This window comes from Pseudomonas sp. B14(2017) (assembly GCF_002113255.1).
Taxonomy (GTDB): domain Bacteria; phylum Pseudomonadota; class Gammaproteobacteria; order Pseudomonadales; family Pseudomonadaceae; genus Aquipseudomonas; species Aquipseudomonas putida_Z.
The window spans coordinates 1-22,980 of sequence record NZ_NEJY01000009.1; the positions used below are offsets into that span (position 1 = coordinate 1).

Below are 22,980 nucleotides of genomic sequence, written 5' to 3' on the forward strand. Positions count from 1 at the left end.
AGATCAAGATCAAGATCAAGATCAAGATCAAGATCAAGATCAAGATCAAGATCAAGATCAAGATCAAGATCAAGATCAAGATCAAGATCAAGATCAAGATCAAGAGCAAGAGCAAGAGCAAGAGCAAGAGCAAGAGCAAGAGCAAGAGCAAGAGCAAGAGCAAGAGCAAGAGCAAGAGCAAGAGCAAGAGCAAGAGCCGGGGACTTGTCTGGGTTTCAGGTTACTTCACTTTGCATGCACAGTAATCGCCACCAACCGCATAACCACCGGCCTGACCATCAATACACAAACGAACGCCACAGGCATCGCCAACTGGTAAGCCTTCAGCACGTTGCCAAGGTATTCAGGGTTAATCCCCCCATTCGCTGCCGTGATCACGAAACACATCAATAGCGCCATGATCGACGACATGTAGAAGGCAAAAACGTAGGGCGTGGCGCCCGGGTGCAATTTGCGTCGGCTGCGTGTATGGGACAGGTTGCTCATGCGAACTCCTGAAAAGTAAGTAGAGGCGCAGGTTAGCAACGCATCTGGCAGCAGCTGTAGACCAGCCGCATTGAGTTCTTTATAAAGAGATTCTTACGAATCCAGGGGCTCAGCATGGACCTGCTCAACGCCATTCGCAGTTTCATCAAGGTGGTCGAAGCCGGCAGCATCGCCGCCGGTGCCCGCAACCTGGGCCTGAGCCCGGCCGCGGTCAGCCAGAACCTGGCACGCCTGGAGGGCCACTTGCAGGTTCGCCTGCTCAGTCGCACCACCCGCAGTATGGCGCTGACACCCGCCGGTACCCAGTACTACGAACGCGTCAGGCACATCGAGCGCGACCTGGCCTTGGCCGAACAGGCCGTCACCACCCCCGACAGTGAGCCCCAAGGGCGGCTGTGCATTGCATCGACGTCCGCCTTCGGTCGCCACGTGCTGGCGCCATTGATACCCGCGTTCAGTGCCCGCTACCCACTGCTTTCGATAGAGTTGGTAACGACTGATCGCCGGGTCAACCACGCGCGGGAAGATGTGGACGTGAGCCTGCGCATTGCCCCGCAACTCGAAGACCAGTTGCTGGCCCGGCATATCGCCCGTATACCGTTCATTTGCTGTGCCTCGCCCGGTTACCTGCAACGCGCCGGCGTGCCGGCCACGCCCGAGGCCTTGCGTGACCACCGCTGCCTGGTGTTCCGCTACCCGGTGGATGGGCGCTTCCTGCGTTGGGGGTTCATGCGCGACGGGCTGCGGTTCGAGGCAGAGTTCGGCAGTGTCCTGATTAGCGACGACATCGATGCCCTGACCCAGATGGCACTGCACGATGGCGGCATCACCCGCCTGGCCGAGTTCATCGTCCGGCCGCATCTGGCCGCCGGGGCGCTGGTATCGTTGTTCGAATACAGCGATAGCGGTCAGGCCTATGCCCAGACCGAACCGATGGATATCTACCTGTGCCTGGCCGATCGCTTCGCCATGACTGCAAAAGTGCGTGTGTTCATGGACTACCTGCGCGAATGCCTGGGTGACAGCTGGCAGGTGCAGGCCTGAAAAAGATATTGGGGCTGCTTGCAGCTCATCGCGACACAAGGCCGCTCCTGCAGCGTCCGCATGAACCCGTAGAATCGGTTTTGTGCGGTCGTTGCAGGAGCGGCCTTGTGTCGCGATGGGCCGCAAAGCGGCCCCGACTTACTTGAAGCTATCAGAAGCGGTAGGTAAGGGACGCACCGATACCGTGAGCGCTGTTCTCGTACTTGGCCTGGTAGCTGCCTTTCAACAAGCCTTCTGTCTGCGAGCTCGGCAGATTGTTGACCTTGGTGTCCTCTTCCCACAGGTAGGAGTAGGCAACATCGATGGTCATGTCATCGTTCGGGCTCCAGCCGGCACCAAAGCTGACCGCTTTACGGTCGCCGGTAGGAATGCGCGGCGAGCGATCGTGGTTGTTGGTGGGCGACTGGTCGACGGAGAAGCCTGCACGCAGGGTCCACTCCTTGTTGACCTTGTAGGCAGCACCAATGGCGTGTGCCCAGGTGTCATGCCAGTTCTGCTCTTCGGTGATGGTCTGCAGTGGGTAGCCCGCCGGTGCTTCGTTCTTGACAACGATGCTCTCCAGGCGGCTCCAGCGAGTCCACGTGCTGCCCGCATACAGGGTCCAGTGGTCATCCAGTTCATGGGTGACCGAGAAGTCCACCGACTCTGGCGTCTTGATTTTCAGGCTGGCGTCGAACTTGCCGTTCAGGCCGAGGGCCGCAATCGGGTAGGAAACACGGGTATCGCCTTCAAGCTTGTAGTCGACCATCGAGTGATAGGTCAGGCCCAGACGGGTACGGTCTGTGGCTTGTACGAGAACGCCGATGTTGTAACCGATCGCGGTGTCGTCGCCCTTGATCTTGACTTCGCCATCCGGGCCGTTGGGGCCCAGCAGCGCCTTGCTGCCCAGGTTCGAGCCCAGCTCACCCTTGATACGGTTGATGGTCGGGCCAAAACCGATCGACACCTTGTCGTTGAAGGCATAGCTGATGGTTGGCTGGAAGGTGACAACCTCGACCTTGCTCTTCTTGCCCCAGTAGCGTGCCGCGTCATCGCTACCGTAGTCGGTGATCAGGCCGTATGGCACGTAAACACCGAAACCGACGCTCCAATGATCATCGATCGGCTTGACGTAGTAACCCATGGGCACGCCCACGACCGGGACCATGTCGCCATCGGTTTCCCCCCCGAAATTGCTACCACGACCCGAAATATCAGACTTGGCAATGACGGCTGCGCCACCCACGGTGACCTGTTCGCGCTTCAGGCGCGACATGCCTGCAGGGTTGCCATACACAGTGCTGGCATCTTCGGCAGAAGACGAACGTCCCGCAAAACCGGTTCCCATGCCGCTGATGCTTTGCTCGTTCAGCGCGAAACCTGCAGCAAGCAGTTGGCTGGAAGCAAGAGCAACGGCAATGCCGAGGGAGGTTTTGAGCATTACTTTTTTCATTATTAGAAAACTCCTTGGGATCTCCGGGGCGAAAAGCTACCAACAAATCACGCGCCGCGCTATAGCCTCAATCGCAGGAGATAGAGCGGTTTTGTAGGACAATCCGACCAAAATTCCCTTTTTTCCGGGTGCGTTGTAGGACGCGTCTTAAGATGCCTGCGGCAATCTCTGATCTATGCAGGTATGCCAGGCGTGGGTGAAGTCGCGCAGGCGACCTTGTGGGTTGAAAATCTGTCGCCAGATCCGCGCCAGCGCGAGAAGGTCATCGGCGGCAGGCAGTGGCGTGGCCTGCTCTTCGACGAGCATCCAGGCAATGGCGGTGGAATAGCGCAGGTTGACGGTGAGTTCCAGGTGCGGGCCACCGAGAAAGGCGTGCTGGCTGGCCAGGCCGCGGACCAGGCTGGCCAGGTCGGGGTCACGGGCAAGGTAGTCGTCCCAGATCGCCTGGTGACGGTGTTCGCCGATACGGTAAAGGCCATGCCCACGACGGTCGTGCAAGGCCGACCCCAGGGCCGACTGGCTGGCGGCGATGCCCAGCAACAAGGCTTCGGCGCTGGCGCAGTGACGGTTCAGGTAGACCAGGGTGGGTCGGATCACATACTGACACAATTCATTCGCCGCGATACCCATGATGCCCTCGAGCAGTTAAGGGCCGGACGGGCGCTGGAGCTTGGCAGCTGGTGAGTGATCAGGCCCGCCGGAAGCGGCAAGCACCGCTCGAGTTGAAGTGTAGTGTGATAATCGTGGTGTAAAGGGCTGTTTTTAAATCGATTGCTGCCTGACGTACCGGGCTATATGCCTTAAGGCAATTACGCCACGAACGTTCAGGCAGGCTTGCGATGGGATGATTCAGCGCTTGAATACCGCAGTATTCGCCGCTCACGCGGTGAGCGACTGGCGGGTTCGGGCGATGACCGCCTGCAGCGGTTCACTGCGGCTGTACTGTTCGGGGTACAGGCGCTCGGTGTGGCAGGCGACGCCGTGTTCGTCTACCAGGGTAAAGCTGAAGCTGCCCTTGCGAGGGGCAACGATAAGGCACTTCAACGGCGAGAAGGCCTGGGAGAGGGTGCCAATGGCAGCCTGAATCTGATGATGAGTTTGCATATTGTTGGAGGTTCCTGCTTTAAACACGGGGTTATGATCCGTGCATGATAGAAACGTTCCAGTGACGCCTTTATTAAGGGACGAACGAACCTGACTGGAACAGGGCAGCCAGAGGGAGCGCAATCAAATGTGGGCGCATGGGCTGACTGGTAGGTACTTCAGAAGGCAGGCAGCACGCCGGGGCCAAGGTTCTAGGCCGTCGGTGTGGGATCCTGATCAATCTGTCACGTGATTCGTGCTTGAACAGCGCGTGGCTGGCGAGTGAATCATCGAATGGGCCTGTCCTGGTTTCAGCAGCGCCACCCTTGGGAGGAGCGGGTCTGCAAGGACGCTTGAGGCCAGAATTGACTTTCAGCTTGGTACTAACGAGGCGCACCTTAGCGGAAATACAGGCGCTTGGCAAGCATTTCATGTTTGTTCAGGTGAGCCGAGCAGTATGGCGCGTATTTGCCCTGCTGGGAAGAGGGGGCAAAAGGCCCGCATCCGGGCTGATGTACCGATTTCGTGCACTCAAATGAAGGTTTATGGTGCACTTGTTCACATTCGGAGCATCGCTTGCAACTGCCTGGCAACACGCCACGACAGCCTCGCCAATGCCTTGACTGGGCGGTTAAGTCAATGAAAAAAAACACTATTTTTAGCTGGTGAAAAAATCGTCAGTTTGAGCGAAAGCCCCAATTCATGGGGGTTTGCGGGGGATGGGAGGGGGTTGTCCACCGAGTTATCCACAGGAACTGTGGATTGTCCCGAGCGCTTGCTCTAGGACGGGCGTGCCAGCAATACATTGAACTGTCCGACAATCGACATGCTCCGGGAGACCTGTTGGTCATCCACTTGAAAACGTCAAGAAAAGATCATTGAAAATTTTTTTCAATCCTCCGGAAATCGAAAGGCCAAGGCGCAAGAAAAAGGGTAGAGTGGCGCGCCTTTCGAGTTGCCAAACCTGTTGCTCATGAAGTTTCGCGGTAAACCCCTCGCCAGCCCCGCTGCATCGACGCCTGCGCCTCCCCCAAAACGTTTCTCTCTCAAAGTGGCCTTGTGGCTGCTCGACAACCCGCGCCTGGGTGACAAGCCGCAGGTCAAGCACCTGGCCGGGCGCCTGTTGAAACAGCCAGCGCGCCAGGGCGTGGTCGTGGCGCAAAGCCGCCTGGGGCAGATGTTGTGCCGCGATTGCGGCAATGCCCGTGACCGTCGTATTGGCCATGAACTGCTGCGCCAGGCAGCCCGCGCCGGTGATCGGCGGGCGCAGCTGGAGTATGCGCGGCTGTGCCAGCACAGCGAGCCGGAGCAGGCGCGGTACTGGCTGGAGCTGGCGGCGGGGCAGGGGTCGCAGGAAGCGCGGCGGCTTTTGATGCAGTGGTTCCATGCCTGAGGTGTGTTGCCAGCACTGGCCTCTTCGCGGGTAAACCCGCTCCCACAGGAATAGCTATACCTCGGATACTGTGCAATCCCTGTGGGAGCGGGTTTACCCGCGAAGAGGCCGGAACAGGCAACACACCGCTCAGGCTGATAAGCTGCGATGCATTCGTCCAGGATCATTCGGGGTAAGCATGACAGTGGATCTGGCCAGCATTCTGCTGGGCTTGGTGGCAGGTGCATTACCTTGCCTGGGTTGGGTCATGCAGGTGCAGCGCCGCCAGGGTGCGCGGCAAGGCGAGCAGGCCTTGCTCGAAGAGCGCCTCAATGCTGCCCAGCTGGCCCTGGCCGGCCTGCAGGCGCAACTGGATGCCAGCCGCGACGAGGTCAGCGACCTCAGCGAAGCCAACACCGTCAAGCAGACCCAGCTGGCCGCCCAGGGGCGTGAGCTGGAACTGCTGCAGATCGAGCGCGACAACGCCCGTGACGCCGCCCACGCCTGGAACCTCGAGCGTGCCAACCGCGAAGCCGAACTGCGCCGCCTGGAGGCCCAGACCGCACGCCTGGACGCCGAACTGCGCGAGCAGCAGGAAAGCCACCAGCAGCGCCTGGAAGACCTGCAGGAAGCCCGCGACACCCTGCGTGCCCAGTTCGCCGACATGGCTACCAAGATCTTCGACGAGCGCGAGCAGCGCTTCGCCCAGACCAGCCAGCAGCATCTCGGCCAGTTGCTCGACCCGCTCAAGGAACGCATCCAGGCTTTCGAAAAACGCGTGGAGGAGAGCTACCAGCAGGAAGCCCGCGAGCGCTTCTCGCTGGGCAAGGAGCTGGAGCGCCTGCAGCAACTGAACCTGCGCCTGTCCGACGAAGCCACCAACCTTACCCAGGCGCTGAAGGGCCAGAAAACCCAGGGCAACTGGGGTGAGCTGATCCTCGAACGGGTACTGGAGCATGCCGGCCTGGAAAAGGGCCGTGAATACCAGACCCAGGTCAGCCTCAAGAGCGCAGATGGCGAGCGCTTCCAGCCTGATGTGCTGATCATGCTGCCCGGCGACAAGCAGGTAGTGGTGGATGCCAAGGTCAGCCTCACCGCCTACCAGCAGTTCGTCGCCGGCAACGACGAGGCCGCGCTCAAGCAGCATGTGCAGTCGCTGCGCAGCCACGTCAAAGGCCTGTCGAGCAAGGACTACAACCGCCTCGAAGGCCTGCACAGCCTGGATTTCGTGCTGCTGTTCGTGCCGATCGAGGCCGCCTTCTCGGCAGCCCTGCAGGCGGAGCCGAACCTGTTCCAGGAGGCCTTCGATCGGCAGATCGTGATCGTCAGCCCGACCACCTTGCTGGCCACCTTGCGGGTGATCGACAGCCTGTGGAAGCAGGAACGCCAGGGCCAGAACGCTCGCGAGATCGCCGAGCGCGCCGGCTGGCTGTACGACAAGTTCGTGCTGTTCATCCAGGACCTGGACGAGTTGGGCAGCCGCCTGCAGCAGGTGGACAAGGCCTATGCCGCCGCGCGCAACAAGCTGTGCGAAGGGCGCGGCAACCTGGTCAGCCGCAGCGAACAGCTGAAGCTGCTGGGCGCCCGCGCCAGCAAGAGCCTGCCGGCCGACCTGCTGGAGCGGGCGCTGTCCGACGAGGCGTTGCCGGACGAAGCGCTTACTGAACCAGGCTCAGATGGCGATTGAGCATGGCGCGCAGGGCCGCCGGCTTGACCGGCTTGGCCAGGTAGTCCAGGCCAGAGGCATGCACCATGGCGATGGTTTCCTTGCTGCCGTCGGCGCTGATCACCACGCCCGGCACCGGCTCACCCAGGCGCGCACGTAGCCAGCCCATCAGCCCGGTACCAGTCTCGCCGTCGTCCAGGTGGTAGTCCACCAGCGCCAGGTGCGGGCGCATGCCCTTGGTCAGCAGGGCTTCGCATTCGGCGCGGTTGCGCGCGGTCCACACCTGGCAACCCCAGCGGCTGAGCAGGCTGTTCATGCCGATCAGGATGCTGTCTTCGTTGTCCACGCACAGTACCTGCAGCCCGGCCAGTGGCTGGCCGCCCTGTTCCACCGGGGCGGTGGGCGCCGGGGCGGCCTGGCGGGCAATCGGTACGCTGACGCGGAACACCGTGCCCTTGCCCGGCCACGAGCGCACTTCCAGCTTGTGCCCCAGCACCCGGCACAGGCCGTCGGCGATCGCCAGGCCCAGGCCCAGGCCCTTCTCGGCGCGGGTCTGGTGGCTGTCCAGGCGCTTGAACTCCTGGAAGATCACCTGCAGCTTGTCGTCGGCGATGCCCGGGCCGCGGTCCCACACCTCAAGCCACAACTGTTCACCCTGGCGCCGTGCGCCCAGCAGGATCGGGCTCTTGCCATAGCGCAGGGCATTGGTCAGGAAGTTCTGCAGCACCCGGCGCAGCAGCTTCATGTCGCTGTCCACCCGCAGGCGGCTGCCGCGCAGGCGGAACTCCAGGCCCTTCTCGGCGGCCAGCACCTTGAATTCGGCACCCAGGGTATCGAACAGCTCGTTGAGGGCAAAGGGCTTGGCATCCGGGGTGATCTTGCCGTTTTCCAGGCGCGAGATGTCCAGCAGGTCGCTGATCAGCTCTTCGGCCGAGCGCAGCGAGCTGTCCATGTGCTGCACCAGTTGCCGGGCCTCTTCGTTCATGCCCTCGGCCTGCTGCGACAAGGCGGCGGAGAACAGCCGGGCGGCGTTCAGCGGCTGCATCAGGTCATGGCTGACCGCAGCCAGGAAGCGGGTCTTGGACTGGCTCACCGCTTCGGCACGGCTCTTGGCTTCGGACAACGCCTGGTTCAGTTGCGACAGCTCTTGGGTGCGTTCCGCCACCCGTTGCTCCAGGCCTTCGTTGGCATCGCGCAGGGCCTGCTCGGCCTCGCGGAACGGGGTGATGTCGGTGAAGCTCATGACGAAACCGCCACCCGGCATCGGGTTGCCGATCAGTTCGATCACTCGGCCATTGGGGAACAGGCGCTCGGAGGAGTGCGCACGGCCCTGGCGCATCCAGTGCAGGCGCCGCGCCACGTGCACCTGCGCCTCGCCCGGGCCGCACAGGCCACGCTCGGCGTTGTAGCGGATGATGTCGGCGATCGGCCGACCCACGCTGATCAGCCCGTCGGGGTAGTTGAACAGTTCCAGGTAACGGCGGTTCCAGGCCACCAGGTGCAGGTTCTGGTCGACCACGCTGATGCCCTGGTTGATGTTCTCGATGGCCCCTTGCAGCAGGGCGCGGTTGAACTGCAGCACCTCACTGGCTTCGTCGGCAATACGCACCACGTCTTCCAGCTGCATGTCGCGGCCTTCGATGGCGGCCTTGACCACGGCGCGGGTCGACGAGGTGCCGAGCACGCCGGCCAGCAGGCGTTCGGTGTGTTCGATCCAGTCGCCGTCGGCGTTCTGGTTGGGGTTGAAGCCCTTGCCCTGGCGGTAGGCGAAGCGGATGAAGCTCTGCCGGGCGCGTTCTTCGCCGACAAAGCGCGAGGCCAGGGTCAGCAGGTCGTCGATCTGCACCGCCAGCAGCGGCTTGCTGCTGGGCCTGGCGCTGGTCTGCTGGCCGATGAAGCGGCCGGCCTGCCAATGCTCGGAAACCCGCGTGCGCGACAGCACCGAGACCCAGGCGAACAGGGTGAAGTTGCCCGCCAGCGACAGCACCACGCCCTGGGTCAGCGGGCTGATCGGCAGGTTCAGCGGGTTGCCGTGCAGCCACGCCAACCCTGGGAACAGCTGCAGCGACCAGCCCACGCTGTGCGCGGCAATCGGCAGCACCAGGGTGTAGAACCACAGGAAAATACCTGCGGCCAGGCCAGCGAACACGCCGCGGCGGTTGGCCTGCTTCCAGTACAGTGCACCGAGCATGGCCGGGGTCAGCTGGGTCACGGCGGCGAAGGCGATCTGGCCGATGGTCGCCAGGCTGGCGGTGGAGCCCAGCAGGCGGTAGCTGACATACGCCAGCAGCAGGATCACCACGATGGTCACCCGGCGTACAGAGAGCATCCAGTGGCGGAACGCCTCGAACGGCCGCTCGGCGTTGGTACGGCGTAGCAGCCAGGGCAGCAGCATGTCGTTGGAGACCATGGTCGACAGCGCCACGGCCTCAACGATGACCATGCCGGTGGCCGCCGAGGCACCACCGATGAATGCCAGCAGGGCCAGGCTCGGGTGTGCCTCGGCCAGCGGCAGGCTGATGACGAACGAATCGGAGATCACAGTGCCCGGCAGCAGCATCTGCCCGGCCAGGGCGATCGGCACCACGAACAGCGCGGCCAGCGCCAGGTACATCGGGAATACCCAGCGCGCCAGGCGCATGTCCTGGGGTTCGATGTTCTCCACCACGGTGACGTGGAACTGCCGTGGCAGGCAGATGATCGCCATCATCGCCACGGCGGTCTGCACCACCATCGACGGCCAGTTGATGGTTTCCTGCCAATAGTCCTGCAGGTGGATCGACTGGCGGGCCTGGCTGAACAGGTCGTCGAAGCCGTCATACAGGTTGAAGACGATGAAGATGCCCACGGCGAGGAAGGCCAGCAGCTTGATCAGCGATTCGAAGGCAATCGCCAGGACCATGCCACGGTGGTGTTCGGTCACGTCCAGGCTGCGGGTACCGAAGACGATGGCGAACAGCGCCAGTACCAGCGACACCACCAGCGCGGTGTCCTGCACGCGGGTGCCGGTGGCGTCGGCATTGGCGCCGATCAGCAGGTTCACCCCCAGCACGATGCCCTTGAGCTGCAAGGCGATGTACGGCAGCACGCCGACCAGGCAGATCAGCGCAACGACCACCGCCAGGGACTGCGACTTGCCGTAGCGCGCGGCGATGAAGTCGGCGATCGAGGTGATGTTCTGTTGCTTGCTGATCAGCACCATCTTCTGCAGCACCCAGGGCGCGAAGATCAGCAGCAGCACCGGGCCCAGGTAGATCGGCAGGAATGCCCAGAGCTGTTCGGCGGCCTGGCCGACCGCGCCGAAAAAGGTCCAGCTGGTGCAGTACACGGCCAGCGACAGGCTGTACACCCAGGCACGCAGCTTCGGCGGCAACGGCGTGCTGCGGCGGTCGCCGTAGAAGGCGATGGCGAACATGATGGCCATATAGGCCAGGGCGACCACGGCGATCAGCCCGCTGGACAACGACATGAAGACTCCGAAGCAAAAAGATAACGCGGTCCCGATCAATCAGTCTGGCACGCAGGTGCCGCTTCGTCAGCGCAGACGATGGTCGCAGTGGCAGGTGGTCGCAGGGGGCATCCTGTACTGGCCTCTTCGCGGGCTTGCCCGCTCCCACAGGTACGGCGCTGCCCTCAAGGCATGTGATATCCCTGTGGGAGCGGGCAAGCCCGCGAAGAGGCCAGTACAGCCAACATCAATTACTGCGGGTACCCAGCCAATAAAACACCCCCGCCAGTATCACCGACAACACCAGCAGGTAGAAGATCGCCCCCGGCCACAGATGCACCAGGGCAAACCCCACCATCACCGGCCCCAGCGCCGCACCGAGGTTGGACAGGTTCTGCGCACCGTAATACACCCCACGCAAGTGCTCCGGTGCGATCAGGTCGATGAACATGTACTCGGCCGGGATCACGATGATCTCGCCCAGGGTGAACACCAGCATCGCCAGGCACCACGCCAGCGCCGAACCGGCCAGGGCAAAGCCCAGCAGCCCGGCGATGAACAGGCCCATGCCGGCCAGCAGCCAGGGCATCAGGCGCTGACGGCTGATGCGGCGGCCGATCAGGTACTGCAGGGCAATCACCGTCACCGCGTTGGTGGTCACCAGGTAACCGATCAGGCGCGCCGCCTCGGCCGGGCTGCTGGTCACCACCAGGTACTGTGACAGGTAGGCGGTGAACTGGCCGAATACCACCGCGCTCAGCACCCCGCCCAGGGTGAAGCATACCAGCCGCCGGTCACGGGCCAGCCCCAGCGCCACCTGGCCAAAGCCGACCCCGGATTTGTCCGGCACACTGGCCTGCAGGCCGCGGTCCCCCAGGCGCCAGTAGGCCAGGCACATACCCAGGCCGAGCAGGGCGGAGGCGATGAACGGCATATGGTCGTTCAGCTCCAGCATGGCCACGCCCAGCAGCGGGCCGGCGGCGTAGCCGACGTTGCTGAGGGTGTACTTGATGGCGAACACTTCGGCCCGTTCCTCCACCGGCAGCAAGGCGCAGAAGCCCGCCTTGGCGGCGATGTCGACCACTGCCAGGGCCAGGTTGATCAGTACCAGGCAGAGAAAGAACAGCAGCGCCGAGTTGCTGGCGACCGCGCCGACGAAGGCCAAGGCAAACAGCAGGGTGCTGGCGCTGACCAGTGTGTGGTTGCGCAAGGTATCCACCAGATGGCCGCCATACAGGCTCAGCAGCGAGGCGATGATCAGCGCGCCACCGATCAGCAGGCCGATCTGGCTGATCGGCAGCTGGAAGTTGTCGGCCAGGTACACCACCAGGTAGGGCAGGGTAAGGGCACGGGCGACGGTGAGGGTGAAGGTGGTGGTGAGCAGCAGGCGCACAGTGTGCGGGTAGCGTTTGATGGCGGCGAGCATTGCCACGTCCTTGTTGTGGAATAGCCGAATCGGAGCATATGACAAATGGGGGCTGCTCTGCAGCCCATCGCCGGCAAGCCAGCTCCCACCTCGACCGCATTGATCTCAAGCCATGTGCGGTACCTGTGGGAGCCGGCTTGCCGGCGATGAGGCCGGGACAGGCTTGCTACAGAATCACCGCGCTTGCCAGTCAGTGCATTTCCCATGCAGATTTGTGGCTTGTCGCGCCCGGCGCGCCTCCAATTGAAAAGCCCTCAGGACCAAGGACGATGAGTCACTCTTCGCAATTCACCTTGCTCGGCAAGCGGCGTTTCCTGCCGTTTTTCATCACCCAGTCGCTGGGTGCCTTCAACGACAACCTGTTCAAGCAGTCGCTCATCCTGGCGATCCTGTTCAAGCTCAGCCTGGGCGACGGTGACCGTTCGATCTGGGTCAACCTGTGCGCCCTGCTGTTCATCCTGCCGTTCTTCCTGTTTTCGGCGCTGGGTGGGCAGTTTGGCGAGAAGTTCGCCAAGGATGCGCTGATCCGGGCCATCAAACTGGCCGAGATCGCGATCATGGCGGTAGGCGCGCTCGGCTTCATCACCAACCACCTGGCGCTGATGCTGGTGACGCTGTTCGGCATGGGGACCCACTCGGCGCTGTTCGGCCCGGTGAAGTACTCGATCCTGCCGCAGGCCCTGCGCGAGGAAGAACTGGTCGGCGGCAACGGGCTGGTGGAAACCGGTACCTTCCTGGCCATCCTCGCCGGCACCATCGGCGCCGGGGTGATGATGTCGGCTGACAGCTATGCCACCGTGGTGGCTGGTGGCGTGGTCGGCACCGCCGTGCTCGGTTACCTGGCCAGCCGCTGGATCCCGCGGGCCGCTGCCGCTTCGCCGCAAATGCCGCTGGACTGGAACATCTTCAGGCAGTCGTGGGCGATCCTGCGCATGGGCCTGGGGCAGCCGCCGGCGGTGTCGCGCTCGATCGTCGGCAACTCGTGGTTCTGGTTCGTCGGTGCCATCTACCTCACGCAGATCCCGGCCTACGCCAAGGACTGGCTGCACGGTGATGGCACGGTGGTGACACTGGTGCTGACCCTGTTCTCGGTGGGGATCGCCCTGGGTTCGCTGCTGTGCGAGCGGCTGAGCGGGCGCAAGGTGGAAATCGGCCTGGTGCCGTTCGGCTCGTTCGGCCTGAGCCTGTTCGGCCTGCTTTGGTGGTGGCACTCCGGCGATGTACCGGCTGCGGCGGCACCGCACGACTGGCTGGCGCTGTTGGGCATGGGCCAGGCCTGGTGGATCCTGCTGTCGATCGTCGGCCTTGGGGTGTTCGGCGGCTTCTACATCGTACCGCTGTATGCGCTGATCCAGGCCCGCACCGCCGAAGACCAGCGCGCCCGGGTGATCGCTGCCAACAACATCCTCAATGCCCTGTTCATGGTGGTGTCGGCAGTGCTCACCATCATCCTGCTGGGCCTGGCCGAGCTGACCATCCCGCAGCTGTTCCTGGTGGTGTCGCTGCTCAATATCGCGGTCAACGCCTATATCTTCAGGATCGTGCCCGAGTTCACCATGCGCTTCCTGATCTGGCTGCTCAGCCATTCGATGTACCGTGTGCAGCACCGCGACCTCGAACGCATCCCCGACGAAGGCGCGGCGCTGCTGGTGTGCAACCACGTGTCGTTCGTCGATGCGCTGCTGCTGGGCGGGGCGATCCGCCGGCCGATCCGCTTCGTCATGTACTACAAGATCTACAACCTGCCGGTACTCAACTTCGTGTTCCGCACCGCAGGCGCCATCCCGATTGCCGGGCGCAACGAAGACCTGGCCATCTACGAACGTGCTTTCGCGCGCATTGCCGAGTACCTGGCCGATGGCGAGCTGGTATGCATCTTCCCTGAAGGCAAGCTGACCGGGGATGGCGAAATCGATGTGTTCAAGGGAGGCGTCAACCGCATCCTCGAAGAAACCCCGGTGCCGGTCATTCCGTTGGCCTTGCAGGGGCTGTGGGGCAGCTTCTTCAGCCGTGACCCGGCCAAGGGCTTTTTCAAGCGCCTGTGGTCGCGGGTGACCATCGTGGCAGGCGCCGCCATCCCGGTGGAGGCGGCGCAGCCAGAAGCCTTGCGTGAGCAGGTCAGCCGCCTGCGCGGCAACCTGCGCTAGGGGAGGGTGTCAGCTGGCGCTGACTTTCAGGCCGACCAGGCCGGTAATGATCAGCGCCACGCTGACCAGGCGTACCAGGGCCATGGACTCGCCGAACAGGATGATGCCGGCCATCACCGTGCCGACGGCGCCGACGCCGGTCCAGATGGCATAGGCGGTGCCCAGCGGCAGCTCTTTCATGGCCAGGCCCAGCAGGCCCAGGCTGATGGCCATGGCGGCGACGGTGAGGACGGTGGGCAGTGGCTTGCTGAAGCCGTCGGTGTATTTCAGGCCGACGGCCCAGCCGACCTCGAACAGGCCGGCGAAGAACAGGATGATCCAGGACATGGTGCGTCTCCATCGTTGTGAATGATGGGGCCGTCCCCGGAATGGTCACGCGGTGCGTCGTGAGGTCGTCCTCACAGTGGATACATGGTGCACACCTGCAGCCCTAGGGGCAAGCCTGTACCGGCCCTTTCGCGGGCACGCCCGCTCCCACAGGTACTGCACAGGTCTGAAGATTGTGGAGATCTCTGTGGGAGCGGGCGTGCCCGCGAAAGGGCCAGTGCAGGCAACATCAATGCCTGGCCGGCTCCCCACCTTCTGCTTCTGCCACAGGCTCCCCCATGCGCCGGAACCAGGTCGACAGCAGCGCCCCGGAAATATTGTGCCAAACGCTGAACAACGCACTCGGCACCGCAGCCAGCGGCGAAAAATGCGCCGCTGCCAGTGCCGCGCCCAGCCCGGAGTTCTGCATGCCCACCTCCAGCGCCAGCGACTTGCGCTGTGCCAGTGGCAGCTTGCACAGCCTGCCGGTCAGGTACCCCAGCAAGTAGCCGAAGCTGTTGTGCAATATCACCACCGCCATGATCAGCAGCCCCGACTCGGCGATCTTCGCCTGGCTGGCCGCCACCACCGCGCACACGATCATCACGATACTCACCACCGACACCAGCGGCAGCACCTGCACCGCCGCCTGCACCCGCGCGCCAAGCAGCCGCTGGGCCAGCACGCCGAGCACGATCGGCAGCATCACCAGCTGCAGGATCGACCAGAACATGTCCATGAAGGACACCGGCAGCCAGGCCGAGGCCAGGAACCAGATCAGCGCCGGGGTCAGCAGCGGGGCGAGCAGGGTGGTCACCGCAGCGATCGCCACCGCCAGCGCCAGGTCGCCACGGGACAGCCAGACCATCACGTTCGACGCCGTGCCGCTCGGGCAGCAGCCAACCAGGATCACGCCCACGGCGATTTCCGGCGGCAGGTGGAACAGCTGGCACAGCAGCCAGGCCATGCCCGGCATGATCACGAAGTGCGCGACCACACCCAGCATCACCCGCCAGGGCTGGCGGGCGAGGGCGGCGAAGTCATCGAGCTTGAGGGTGAGGCCCATGCCGAACATCACCAGGCCCAGCAGCGGCACGATGGCCACCTTCAGGGCGATGAACCATTGCGGTTGCAGGAAGGCCAGCACGGCGAACACCAGCACCCACAGGGCGAAGGTATTGCCGACGAAGCGGCTGAGGGTGGCGAGGGCACGCATGGGGGCAATTCCTTTTCTGTTTTATGGCTTCAAGAATTTCACTGGCCCTTTCGCGGGCTTGCCCGCTCCCACAGGTACACCACAGTACTCAGAAGCTGTGGTGTACCTGTGGGAGCGGGCAAGCCCGCGAAGAGGCCAGTACTGTCTGAGGATATCTCCCAGGCCAGCACCGGCATTTCAAAACCAGTCAGACCCCTTGCGGAATCTCTTCCCCACCCAGCGCTTCGAACAGCACCGGCAGGAATTCGGCAAAAGTCATCATCATCAGCTGGAAGCTGGCATCGAACTGCTGCGCAGCCTCATCGCCACCATCCTGTTCGGCCTGCTCCTGCAGCAGCTCTTCGAACTTCAGGCGCTTGATCACCATCTTGTCATCCAGAATGAACGACAGCTTGTCCTGCCAGGCCAGGGCCAGCTGGGTAACCACCTTGCCAGTGCTCAGGTGCAGCTGGATTTCCTCGCCGGTCAGGTCCTGGCGCTTGCAGCGCACGATACCGCCATCTTCGGCGGTGTCGCGCAGTTCGCACTCGTCCAGCACATAGAAGCCTTCGGCAGCTTGCTGCGACTTGACCCACTCGGTCATGGTGGCAACCGGTGCGATTTTCACGGTGGCCGGGCGCACCGGCAGCGAGCCCATCACTTCACGCAGGGTCGACAGCAGGTCTTCGGCACGCTTGGCGCTGGCCGAGTTGACCAGGATCACGCCCAGGCGCGGGGCAATGGCCGCGAAGATCATCGAGCGGCGGATGAACGCGCGCGGCAGGAAGGCCTGGATGATCTCGTCCTTGATCTGGTCGCGTTCCTTTTTATAGACCTTGCGCATCTGCTCGGTCTCGATCTCTTCGACCTTTTCCTTCACCGCATCGTTGACCACGCTGCTGGGCAGGATGCGTTCTTCCTTGCGCGCGGCAATCAGCAGGTACTCGCCACTGACATGCACCAGGGGAGCGTCTTCGCCCTTGCCGAATGGCGCGACGAAACCATAGGTGGTCAGCTCCTGGCTGGCGCAGGGGCGGGCCGGCTTGCTGGCCAGGGCCGCTTCCAGCGCTTCAGGCTCGAACGGGACTTCCTGGGTCAGGCGGTAGGTCAGCAGGTTCTTGAACCACATGAGGGGCAATCTCTCCTTAATGCATAAGGCGGGCATTATTCTCCGAGCGGTGCTCTCAGGCCAACCCTGTCGGAGTGCCAGTAGCTGTAGCTGAATGTAAAGATGCACGTGGCAACGCTAGGTCTTTGAAAGGCCTGAGGTTTTTTTTGAAAAAAGTTAAAAAAGTGCTTGCCAGGGTACGGGGCCGTCCGTAGAATGCGCGCCACACCGAGACGAAGGGTGATTAGCTCAGCCGGGAGAGCATCTGCCTTACAAGCAGAGGGTCGGCGGTTCGATCCCGTCATCACCCACCACTCGATGTTTAGCGCAGCGGTAGTTCAGTCGGTTAGAATACCGGCCTGTCACGCCGGGGGTCGCGGGTTCGAGTCCCGTCCGCTGCGCCATATTTCACTTCCAGGGCCTACTGAACACCCGGAAGTAACAGAGAAAGCGACCTCAGGGTCGCTTTTTTTGTGCCTGCGATTTGGTGTTTTCGCGAATTTTGCAAAAAGTTCGATAAGTGCTTGCCAGAGCGCCAAGTCGCCCGTAGAATGCGCGCCACACCGAGAGACATGGGTGATTAGCTCAGCCGGGAGAGCATCTGCCTTACAAGCAGAGGGTCGGCGGTTCGATCCCGTCATCACCCACCACTCGATGTTTAGCGCAGCGGTAGTTCAGTCGGTTAGAATACCGGCCTGTCACGCCGGGGGTCGCGGGTTCGAGTCCCGTCCGCTGCGCCATATTCCACTTCCAGGGCCTACTGAACACCCGGAAGTAACAGAGAAAGCGACCTTAGGGTCGCTTTTTTTGTTTCTGCCTTTGGCAAAAAACTATCTTGTATTGCCTGTCAGGGCCTCATCGCCGGCAAGCCAGCTCCCACCTCGACCGCATTGATCTCAAGCCCTACGCTATCCCTGTGGGAGCTGGCTTGCCGGCGAATGGGCTGCAACGCAGCCCCGGCAATCTCAGCGGCGACGCTCTTCTTCCCGTAAGGTGAGCACCTCAACCCCCTCCTCGGTCACCGCCACCGTATGCTCCCACTGCGCCGACAAGCTGTGGTCGCGGGTAATCACCGTCCAGCCATCCTTCAGCGTGCGCGTCCCGCGTCCGCCCTGGTTGATCATCGGTTCGATGGTAAACACCATCCCCGGCTTCAACTTCAGGCCCATCCCGCGCTGGCCAATGTGCAGCACCTCGGGCCCTTCATGCATCTGTTGGCCAATGCCATGCCCGCAATACTCACGTACGACGCTGTAGCCCGCCGCTTCGGCATGGGTCTGGATGGCATGGCCGATATCACCCAGCGTAGCCCCGGGGCGTACCTGTTCGATGCCTTTCCATAGCGCGTCATAGGTGGTGTCGACCAGGCGCTGCGCCTCATCGCTGATCGGCCCGATGCTGTACATCTTTGACGAGTCGGCGATATAGCCGCCTTGTTCCAGGGTGATGTCGACGTTGATGATCGAGCCTTCCTTCAGCACTTCATCGACCTTGGGCATGCCATGGCACACCACATGGTCCACCGAGGTGTTGAGCGAATAGGGGAAACCGTACTGGCCCTTGCTCGCCGGGCGGGCCTTGAGCGTGTCGATGATGAACGCCTCGGCGCGGTCGTTGATCTGCATGGTGGTCACGCCAGGGCGGATGAAGCTGTCGAGGTCGGCGAACACCTGGGCAAGCAGCTGGCCGGCGCGGCGCATCAGGTCGAGTTGGGCGGGGGTCTTGATAATCACCTGGGACATGGGGGGAGTGCAGTGGCTCGTGCTGGAATGTGCCCCAGCATAGCGCCATGGGGTGTGGGGGTGCCATCGCATGGTGCACAGCCTGTACCGGCCTCTTCGCGGGCACGCCCGCTCCCACAGGTACAGCACCGCCCTCAGGCCTTGTGATATCCCTGTGGGAGCGGGCATGCCCGCGAAAGGGGCGGCACAGCTGGCCCATAAATTGCTGTTTCACCTCCATCCAGGGCTATCAACGTCGACAGCCCACAAAACTTCACGACAAAGGCGCCGTGTTGCCCCGCTTGCCCAGCAAGCAGGGGCAGCCGGCGCCTTTTTGCGTTCCCTACAGGAGCCCGCCCATGGCCAACAGCGAAGTGCGCAGCGTCTGCCCCTACTGCGGCGTCGGTTGCGGCATCGTCATGAGCGTCGCCGATGGCAAGGTCGGCAAGATCAGCGGCGACAAGCAGCACCCCAGCAACTTCGGCCGCCTGTGCACCAAAGGCCTCACCGCACACCTGCCGCTGACCGCCGCCGGGCGCATGGAGGATGCCTATGTGCGCCAGCAGCGCAGCCAGCAGCCAGCGCGTACCGGCATCGACCAGGCCATTGCCGCCGCCGCTACGCGCCTGCGCGGCATCATCGACCAGCACGGCCCCGACGCCGTGGCGCTGTACGTGTCCGGGCAGATGTCGCTGGAGGCCCAGTACCTGGCCAACAAGCTGGCCAAGGGCTTTATCCGCACCCGCCACATCGAGTCCAACTCGCGCCTGTGCATGGCCAGTGCCGGCAGCGGATACAAGCTGTCGCTCGGTGCCGATGGCCCGCCCGGCAGCTACCAGGACTTCGAGCACGCCGACGTATTCCTGGTGATCGGCGCCAACATGGCCGACTGTCACCCGATCCTGTTCCTGCGCCTGCTCGACCGGGTCAAGGCGGGTGCCAAGCTGATCGTCGTCGACCCGCGGCGCAGCGCCACCGCCGACAAGGCCGACCTGTTCCTGCAGGTGCGCCCCGGCAGCGACATGGCCTTGCTCAATGGCCTGCTGCACCTGCTCCTGCGTAACGGCCACACCGACCCCGACTTCATCGCCCGCCACACCGAAGGCTGGGACGAACTGCCGGCCTTTCTCGATGACTACACCCCTGACCGGGTGGCCGCCATCACCGGGCTGGCCGAGGCCGACATCATCAAGGCCGCCGAATGGATCGGCAGCGCCAGCAACTGGATGAGCTGCTGGACCATGGGCCTGAACCAGAGCATCCACGGCACCTGGCACACCAATGCGATCTGCAACCTGCACCTGGCCACGGGCGCCATCTGCCGCCCCGGCAGTGGGCCGTTCTCGCTGACCGGCCAACCCAATGCCATGGGCGGCCGCGAGATGGGCTACATGGGCCCCGGCCTGCCAGGCCAGCGCTCGGCGCTGGTAGCGCAAGACCGCGCCTTCGTCGAGCAGCAGTGGCAACTGGCCCCGGGCAGCCTGCGCAGCGAAGGCGGCGAGGGCACGGTGGCGCTGTTCGAGCAGATGAAAAGCGGCGTGGTAAAGGCCTGCTGGGTCATCTGCAGCAACCCGGTGGCCAGTGTCGCCAACCGCCAGCAGGTGATCGACGGCCTGCGCCAGGCCGAACTGGTGATTACCCAGGATGCCTTCCTCGACACCGAGACCAACCGCTACGCCGACATCCTGCTACCGGCTGCGCTGTGGGCCGAAGGCGAGGGCGTGATGATCAACAGCGAGCGCAACCTCACCCTCATGCCACGTGCCGTCGAACCGCCCGGGCAGAGCCTGCCAGACTGGCAGATCATCGCCCGGGTCGCCTGTGCCATGGGCTATGCCGACGCCTTCGACTACCCCGATGCCGAGGCGGTATACGAGGAGATCCGCCGCTTTCACAACCCAAGCACCGGCTACGACCTGCGGGGCATCGGCTATGCCGAACTGCGCGAGCAGCCGCACCAGTGGCCCTGCGCCCCGGGCCGCGACAACCCGCGCAGCTCGCTGCGCTATCGCAACGACGGCAGCAGCCAGACGCTGTTGCACGATGCCCAGGGCGAGTGCCCGGTGTTGGCCTTCCCGACCGCCAGCGGCAAGGCCCGCTTCTTCGCCCGGCCCTGGTTGCCGGCGGCGGAGCTGCCGGATGCCGATTACCCCATGGTGCTGAATACCGGCCGCGTGCAGCACCAGTGGCACACCCTGACCAAGACCGGCAAGGTACCGGCGCTGAACAAGCTGGAGCCCGGACCCTTCGTGGAAATCCACCGCGACGATGCTGCCCGGCTGGGCATTGCCGAAAAGGACCAGGTGGCCATTCGCTCGCGCCGCGGGCAGGCCGTGCTGCCCGCGCGAATCAGCGACCGGGTCATGCCTGGCAACTGCTTTGCCCCGTTCCACTGGAATGACCTGATCGGCGAGCAACTGGCGATCAACGCCGTGACCTGCGATGCGGTCGACCCGCTGTCGCTGCAGCCGGCGTTCAAGCATTGTGCCGTGACCCTGGAGCGGGTTGCCGGTGAGCGCATCGAAGCCCTTGATCTGAACACTGCCAATCCGGAGCCTGCCCGCATGCCGACCGCCACCCTGTCCCGTCTGCTTGGCCTGGACACCCTGCCAGCTCCGGTGCTGGCCGAGGAAGAGCGCCATTACCTGCAAGGCTTCCTGCTGGGCCTGGACCAGGTTCGCGCCGAGGGCGTGCCCTGCCTGCCGGCCAGTGCGCCGCTGGCCGCCAACCGCCGGTTGTTCGTCGATGGCTTGCTGGCCGGGCTGTTCGCCCAGCCGGCCGTGCTGCCCGATGCAGCGTTGATAGCACCACGGCACCAGGTGCTGTGGGCTTCGCAAACCGGCAACGGCGAGCTGTTGGCCGAACGCTGTGCCGAGCGCCTGCGCGGTGCCGGCCTCGACGTGCAGCTCAGTTGCATGGAAGCGGTCAGCCCGCGCCAGCTGCAGGGCGCCGCCAGCGTGGTGCTGATCGCCAGCACCTTTGGCGATGGCGACGCGCCCGACAGCGCAGCGGCATTCTGGCAAGCCTTGCAAGGCGAGGAGGGCGCCCACTGCGCCGAACTGCCTTTTGCCGTGCTGGCCCTGGGCGACTCCAGTTACGACCAGTTCTGCGGCTTTGGCCGCAAGCTCGACCAACGCCTGGCCGAGCTGGGTGGGCGGCGCCTGCTGCAGCGGGTGGACTGCGAGCCGGACTTCGACGACGCCTTCGCCGCCTGGCTGGATGCGCTGCTGCCCACGCTAGGCAACGCTGCTGCACCGCAACCGGTCACCGAGCCTGCGCCCGTGGCGGCCTATGGCAAGCAGCAACCCTGGGCTGCCACCTTGCTGGAAAACCGCCTGCTCAACGGCCCGGGTGCCAGCAAGGAAACCCGTCAACTGGTGTTCGACCTGAGTGGCAGCGGCTTCACCTATGCCGCCGGTGATGCCTTGGGCGTGTGGCCGCGCAACTGTCCGGCCCTGGTCGACGAGCTGCTGGCGCTGATGCAGCTCGATGGCCAGACCATGGTTCAGCTGAAAGGCCATCCCGCCATGCCGCTGACCGAAGCCCTGCAAGCGCACCTGGAGATCGCCAAGGTCACCATGCAGCAGCTGCAGGCCTTCGCCGGCAATGCCCCGGACCTGCAGCGCCTGCTGCAGCCCGAGTGCAAGGCCGAGCTGCAGGACTGGTTGTGGGGGCGGCAACTGGTCGATGTGCTGCGCACCTTCCCCCAGCAGCTGCCGCTGGCCAGCTGGCTGGAGCTGCTCAAGCCCTTGCAGCCGCGCCTGTACTCGATCAGCTCCAGCCCGCTGGCGCACCCGCAGCAGGTGCACCTGACCGTGTCCACGGTGCGCTATGGCGCGCGCAAAGGGGTGTGTTCAAGCTTCCTTGCCGACCGTGCGCAGGCGCTGAAGGTTGCCATCTTCCCGCAGGTGTCGAAGCACTTTCGCCTGCCCGAGGACGACAGCGTGCCGGTGATCATGGTCGGCCCCGGCACCGGTATTGCACCGTTCAGGGCCTTCCTCGAAGAACGAGAGGCACGTGGGGCGAAAGGGGCCAACTGGCTGTTCTTCGGCGAGCAGTACGCGGCCACCGATTTCTATTACCAGGAGCAGCTGCAGGCCTGGCAGGCTGCAGGGCACCTGCGTCTGGACACGGCGTTTTCACGCGACCAGGCCGAGAAGGTCTACGTGCAGCAGCGCATGCTCGAGCAGGGCGCGCAGCTGTGGCAGTGGCTGGAGGCGGGGGCGTACTTCTATGTGTGTGGCGATGCGCAGCGCATGGCCAAGGATGTGGATGCGGCGTTGCGGGCGATCGTGGCCGAGCATGGCGGCATGGATGCAGCGGCGGCTGCGGCTTATGTCGAAGCGCTGGGCAGGGCCAAGCGGTATCGGCGGGATGTGTATTGATGTGCTCCAAGATGGGGAGTGATGCACTTGGAATGTGCATTTACTGTACTGGCCTCTTCGCGGGCAGGCCCGCTCCCACAGGTACTGCACAGGTCTGAATAAACGTGGAGAACCCTGTGGGAGCGGGCGTGCCCGCGAAGAGGCCGGTACAGGAAACAGGG

Annotated in this window: 16 protein-coding genes and 4 tRNA genes; 10 read left to right on the forward strand and 10 right to left on the reverse strand. The window is 63.6% G+C overall.

Annotation, left to right across the window (positions count from 1 at the left end):
- On the forward strand, positions 1-245 hold a 245-nt coding region (locus CAG34_RS28880; RefSeq protein ID WP_085589881.1), incomplete at its 5' end, for a hypothetical protein.
- On the opposite strand, the gene CAG34_RS10780 is transcribed toward CAG34_RS28880, so the two are convergent.
- Positions 226-486: a DUF2798 domain-containing protein gene (locus CAG34_RS10780; protein ID WP_085589883.1), complete on the reverse strand. Its 261-nt coding sequence runs from the start codon at positions 484-486 to the stop codon at positions 226-228. The genes CAG34_RS28880 and CAG34_RS10780 overlap by 20 nt on opposite strands.
- A 114-nt stretch (positions 487-600) precedes the next feature.
- Here CAG34_RS10780 and CAG34_RS10785 point away from each other — a divergent pair, with 114 nt between their 5' ends.
- Entirely contained in the window at positions 601-1,530 is a 930-nt protein-coding gene (locus tag CAG34_RS10785) for a LysR family transcriptional regulator (RefSeq protein ID WP_085589885.1), read from the forward strand.
- A gap of 151 nt (positions 1,531-1,681) precedes the next feature.
- Here CAG34_RS10785 and CAG34_RS10790 read toward each other — a convergent pair whose 3' ends face one another.
- From CAG34_RS10790 to CAG34_RS10800, 3 genes are all read right to left on the reverse strand, one after another.
- On the reverse strand, positions 1,682-2,962 hold the full coding sequence (locus tag CAG34_RS10790; protein ID WP_085589888.1) for an OmpP1/FadL family transporter: 1,281 nt from the start codon (positions 2,960-2,962) through the stop codon (positions 1,682-1,684).
- 147 nt (positions 2,963-3,109) lie between these two features.
- On the reverse strand, positions 3,110-3,592 hold the full coding sequence (locus CAG34_RS10795; RefSeq protein WP_025338041.1) for a hypothetical protein: 483 nt from the start codon (positions 3,590-3,592) through the stop codon (positions 3,110-3,112).
- Between the two features lie 249 nt (positions 3,593-3,841).
- Positions 3,842-4,066 (reverse strand): hypothetical protein, encoded by a 225-nt coding sequence (locus CAG34_RS10800; protein ID WP_003257337.1) that lies wholly within the window; start codon positions 4,064-4,066, stop codon positions 3,842-3,844.
- A gap of 952 nt (positions 4,067-5,018) precedes the next feature.
- On the opposite strand from CAG34_RS10800, the gene CAG34_RS10805 reads away from it, so the two are divergent.
- Both CAG34_RS10805 and rmuC read left to right on the forward strand, forming a co-directional pair.
- Entirely contained in the window at positions 5,019-5,438 is a 420-nt protein-coding gene (locus CAG34_RS10805) for a tetratricopeptide repeat protein (protein ID WP_085590149.1), read from the forward strand.
- Between the two features lie 292 nt (positions 5,439-5,730).
- The gene (rmuC, locus tag CAG34_RS10810) at positions 5,731-7,104 is read left to right on the forward strand and encodes a DNA recombination protein RmuC (protein WP_170929316.1); all 1,374 of its coding nucleotides are present in this window, start codon (positions 5,731-5,733) and stop codon (positions 7,102-7,104) included.
- On the opposite strand, the gene CAG34_RS10815 is transcribed toward rmuC, so the two are convergent.
- Both CAG34_RS10815 and CAG34_RS10820 read right to left on the reverse strand, forming a co-directional pair.
- On the reverse strand, positions 7,076-10,552 hold the full coding sequence (locus CAG34_RS10815; protein WP_085589892.1) for a hybrid sensor histidine kinase/response regulator: 3,477 nt from the start codon (positions 10,550-10,552) through the stop codon (positions 7,076-7,078). The genes rmuC and CAG34_RS10815 overlap by 29 nt on opposite strands.
- Before the next feature lie 226 nt (positions 10,553-10,778).
- Positions 10,779-11,957, reverse strand: a complete 1,179-nt coding sequence (locus tag CAG34_RS10820) for an MFS transporter (protein WP_085589894.1) — start codon at positions 11,955-11,957, stop codon at positions 10,779-10,781.
- Positions 11,958-12,226: 269 nt separating this feature from the next.
- Between CAG34_RS10820 and CAG34_RS10825 the strand changes: the two genes are divergently transcribed.
- Positions 12,227-14,104, forward strand: coding sequence for an MFS transporter (locus CAG34_RS10825; RefSeq protein ID WP_085589896.1), 1,878 nt, complete (start codon positions 12,227-12,229; stop codon positions 14,102-14,104).
- A 9-nt stretch (positions 14,105-14,113) separates the two neighbouring features.
- Here the strand turns inward: CAG34_RS10825 and sugE are convergent, their stop codons facing one another.
- The 3 genes from sugE to rdgC all read right to left on the reverse strand — a co-directional run bounded on the left by sugE (position 14,114) and on the right by rdgC (position 16,734).
- Positions 14,114-14,431, reverse strand: a complete 318-nt coding sequence (gene sugE / locus CAG34_RS10830) for a quaternary ammonium compound efflux SMR transporter SugE (RefSeq protein WP_085589898.1) — start codon at positions 14,429-14,431, stop codon at positions 14,114-14,116.
- 229 nt (positions 14,432-14,660) lie between these two features.
- Positions 14,661-15,626 carry a bile acid:sodium symporter family protein gene (locus tag CAG34_RS10835; RefSeq protein ID WP_013971400.1) on the reverse strand — a complete coding sequence of 322 codons (966 nt, stop codon included), beginning with the start codon at positions 15,624-15,626 and terminating at the stop codon, positions 14,661-14,663.
- 187 nt (positions 15,627-15,813) lie between these two features.
- Positions 15,814-16,734, reverse strand: a complete 921-nt coding sequence (gene rdgC, locus CAG34_RS10840) for a recombination-associated protein RdgC (RefSeq protein WP_085589900.1) — start codon at positions 16,732-16,734, stop codon at positions 15,814-15,816.
- Positions 16,735-16,951: 217 nt separating this feature from the next.
- Between rdgC and CAG34_RS10845 the strand changes: the two genes are divergently transcribed.
- The 4 genes from CAG34_RS10845 (at position 16,952) to CAG34_RS10860 (ending at position 17,453) form a co-directional block, all read left to right on the forward strand.
- A tRNA-Val gene (locus CAG34_RS10845) sits at positions 16,952-17,027 on the forward strand.
- A 13-nt stretch (positions 17,028-17,040) separates the two neighbouring features.
- Positions 17,041-17,117 (forward strand) — tRNA-Asp (locus CAG34_RS10850).
- 170 nt (positions 17,118-17,287) lie between these two features.
- A tRNA-Val gene (locus tag CAG34_RS10855) sits at positions 17,288-17,363 on the forward strand.
- Between the two features lie 13 nt (positions 17,364-17,376).
- Positions 17,377-17,453 (forward strand) — tRNA-Asp (locus CAG34_RS10860).
- 225 nt (positions 17,454-17,678) lie between these two features.
- On the opposite strand, the gene map is transcribed toward CAG34_RS10860, so the two are convergent.
- Positions 17,679-18,455, reverse strand: coding sequence for a type I methionyl aminopeptidase (gene map, locus CAG34_RS10865; RefSeq protein WP_371858039.1), 777 nt, complete (start codon positions 18,453-18,455; stop codon positions 17,679-17,681).
- Positions 18,456-18,793: 338 nt separating this feature from the next.
- Between map and CAG34_RS10870 the strand changes: the two genes are divergently transcribed.
- Positions 18,794-22,819 carry a bifunctional nitrate reductase/sulfite reductase flavoprotein subunit alpha gene (locus CAG34_RS10870; protein ID WP_085589904.1) on the forward strand — a complete coding sequence of 1,342 codons (4,026 nt, stop codon included), beginning with the start codon at positions 18,794-18,796 and terminating at the stop codon, positions 22,817-22,819.
- Positions 22,820-22,980 lie beyond the last annotated feature (161 nt).